This is a genomic window from Microcystis sp. M49636_WE2 (genome assembly GCF_030065375.1).
Classification (GTDB): domain Bacteria; phylum Cyanobacteriota; class Cyanobacteriia; order Cyanobacteriales; family Microcystaceae; genus Microcystis; species Microcystis aeruginosa_C.
The window spans coordinates 1-2,968 of record NZ_JASJFG010000608.1; the positions used below are offsets into that span (position 1 = coordinate 1).

At 40.7% G+C, this 2,968-nt stretch carries 4 protein-coding genes; 3 read left to right on the top strand and 1 reads right to left on the bottom strand.

Annotated features, from left to right (window positions below; all coding sequences use genetic code 11):
• Positions 1-207: XisI protein (locus PX484_RS14005; protein WP_288104326.1), on the top strand; the 207-nt coding region annotated here is incomplete at its 5' end.
• 485 nt (positions 208-692) lie between these two features.
• Here PX484_RS14005 and PX484_RS14010 read toward each other — a convergent pair.
• The gene (locus tag PX484_RS14010) at positions 693-2,045 is read right to left on the bottom strand and encodes a pentapeptide repeat-containing protein (protein ID WP_288104329.1); all 1,353 of its coding nucleotides are present in this window, start codon (positions 2,043-2,045) and stop codon (positions 693-695) included.
• Between the two features lie 163 nt (positions 2,046-2,208).
• On the opposite strand from PX484_RS14010, the gene PX484_RS14015 reads away from it, so the two are divergent.
• Both PX484_RS14015 and PX484_RS14020 read left to right on the top strand, forming a co-directional pair.
• Positions 2,209-2,382 carry a hypothetical protein gene (locus PX484_RS14015; RefSeq protein ID WP_184891232.1) on the top strand — a complete coding sequence of 58 codons (174 nt, stop codon included), beginning with the start codon at positions 2,209-2,211 and terminating at the stop codon, positions 2,380-2,382.
• A gap of 394 nt (positions 2,383-2,776) precedes the next feature.
• A partial coding sequence (locus tag PX484_RS14020) for an aldo/keto reductase (protein ID WP_288104331.1) occupies positions 2,777-2,968 on the top strand: 192 nt, incomplete at its 3' end.

A 2,968-nucleotide genomic window follows, 5' to 3' on the forward strand; every position in this document is an offset into this window, starting at 1 on the left:
ATGTATGTTGGCTGGAAAAATAGACGAAGATATCATGGTTGTGTTTTGCATCTCGATATTAAAAAGGGTAAAATCTGGATACAACATGATGGCACTGAGGTGGGAATTGCCAATGAATTGGTTAATTTAGGCGTTCCTAAAGAAGATATTGTTTTAGCCTTCCATGAACCCCTAGTCAGAGAATATACAGGGTTTGCGGTGGGTTAATCTTAATCCGAGAAAAGCGCCAAATTCGCCTAACCTAATCATAGCTTAGGCGACAATCAAGCAGACAAACAAGATCAGCAAGAGATTTCGATTTTTTTACCTTTCTGTATTTTTTTGTTAACAAAACTTAACAATTATCAGCAAAATTTTGCTTGCTTTTATCGGCAGATTTTGGGATAATATTTTTAAAGGATTTTATTCATAATGGAAATCTTTGCGTCTAAAAAAATTTTGCACAGATTCCCATTATAAGAAAAGCATAGCGCAAATCGCCGGCAAAGTCAAGTCCTTTCCCATTAATTATGGGTTGGCTGAAAAAGTAAGGGCGATCGCCGATTAAGATACAAGGTTTTTGAGCCACCAGCTTGAAAATCTTGCAGCTGCTTGGCTAAACAGGCCGCCAAACCCCTTATCTCGTCTATATTTCACATTTATTCAGCCAACCCTACCTAAATCTCTGCTGAAGGTGGAGATCAAAGGCTGTTTTAAACTAATGCTTTACTGCGATCGTTAGAATTATCCCCAAAAATTGCCCCTCGTCGAATCAAATCCTGTTTTTGTTCGGGGGTGATCCCCGTTGCATCGATAAAGATAGCGTTTTCAATGTCAGCCCCACTCAGGTTAGCCCCACTCAGGTTAGCCCCTCTCAGAATAGCCCCACTCAGGTTAACCCCACTCAGGTTAACCCCTCTCAGGTTAGCCCCACTCAGGTTAACCCCTCTCAGGTTAGCCTCAATCAGGATAGCCCCCCACAGGTTAGCCCCACTCAGGTTAGCCTTTCTCAGGTCAGCCCCACTCAGGTTAGCCTCTCTCAGGTTAGCCCCACTCAGTTTAGCCCCACTCAGGATAGCCTCACTCAGGATAGCCTCACTCACGATAGCCCAACTCAGGTCAGCCTCAATCAGGTTAGCCCCACTCAGGTTAGCCTCCATCAGGTCAGCCCATCTCAGGTTAGCCCCTCTCAGGTTAGCATCACTCAGGTCAGCCTCACTCAGGTTAGCCCAACTCAGGTCAGCCTCAATCAGGTCAGCCTCAATCAGGTCAGCCTCAATCAGGGCAGCCCCAATCAGGTCAGCCTCAATCAGGGCAGCCCCACTCAGGTCAGCCCCAATCAGGATAGCCCCACTTAAATCAACAAATCGTAGAGTTTTCTTATTGATTGTTCCCTCTCGAATTGCCTTAATTAATTCGGCTTTTTTAATAACTTTTGCATCTGTAGTGAACTCTGCTTTTGTGACGATAATTTCGGGTATATCGTCTGATTTAAGTTCATTGAGAAGGGCTTGCAATTCCCCCGATTGATGTAAATCTGCTAGGCGCTTTAAGCCATCTTCTGAACCTTCTAAAAATAGCCGAATACTGCCTTTAAGTTTCATAATAGGCTTGATCGTGTTGTCTCTGGCGATTTTTTGAATAAGGTTGTTAATCTTATCAATTTTCTCTGGTGTCAGGTCGTCTATCCCTACCTCAATAACTAATTCAAAAACTTTATCTGATTGCTGAGTTTGCGGTTTATTGTTATGATCAAATGTCTGAGAATTATCTCTATACCTTGTCAAAGCAGTAATCAGATTACTCTTTTCAATCTTTTCACCTGTTTGCTCTGACAAGATTTTAAATAAACTAGAAGCCGCATTCTTGATTGACTGTTCTTCTTGCCTAATTTCTTCCGCTAGATCACGATATGTTTTATCTTCAAAAACACCTTTTAATATTTTTGTCTCCACGTCCGTTAATCCCTTGTTTGTATGCTTTTTTTTCAGATCATTAACCAGCATTTCTAATTCAGTCCATGAAAGGGTTTTAATTTCAGTCATTTTTAGTTCATTCATCATCATTTTTTAAGGGTTGCAGGACTTAAGATTACTTTTCAGTACCTTGTCAGGTTACTTGAGAGTACCTAAAAAAAGTACCATTTTCATGACTTTTGAGTAACGACAAATAATCAGATTTTTTTTAATCTAAAGATAGTTCACCTCCTAAGTAAAAGGATTGATGATTATGTATAAATATTGGTTAAAGTACAGAGAAGACCTTGTTAGTCTTGCCAAAATTATCAGCACCATATTTGCGATCGCATCATTTTTAGGCTTCTCTTTTCCAGAGAAATTTCCACCTACTCCCTGCCAACCGACGGCAATTGTTGAAACCACGGAAGTTAGCACTAACAATTAGTCAAAGCGCCAAATTCGCCTAACCTAATCATAGCTTAGGCGACAAACAAGATCAGTAAGAGACTTCGATTTTTTTACCTTGCTGATCTCTGTATTTCTTTGTTAACAAAACTTAACAATTATCGGCAAAATTTCGCTTGCTTTTGTCGGCAGATTTTGGGATAATATTTTTAAAGGATTTTATTCATAATGGAAATCTTTGTGTCTAAAAAAATTTGCACAGATTCCCATTATAAGAAAAGCATAGCGCAAATCGCCGGCAAAGTCAAGTCCTTTCCCATTACTTATGGGTGGGAATTTCCCGGAATCAAAAAAGGGGGTTAGTGGGGAGTCAGACCAAATATAGGTTACACTTCAACTTTAAATGAGAAACGCTGTCATTCTTTATAGGGAATATGACTAGACAAACCGCTAATCTCGGACAAACAGGAATTTCCGTCAGTGCCTTGGGAATCGGGACTTGGGCATGGGGAGATAAACTATTCTGGAACTATGGCAAGGAATACGGAGCTAGTCAGGTAGAGGAGGCCTTTAAAGCGGCAGTAGAGGCAGGAATCACCTTTTTTGACACTGCCGAAGTCTATGGA

Coding starts and splice junctions, on each gene's coding strand:
- PX484_RS14010 (WP_288104329.1), bottom strand. CDS start 2,045: ATGATGATGAATGAACTAAAAATGACTGAAATTAAAACCCTTTCATGG.
- PX484_RS14015 (WP_184891232.1), top strand. CDS start 2,209: ATGTATAAATATTGGTTAAAGTACAGAGAAGACCTTGTTAGTCTTGCC.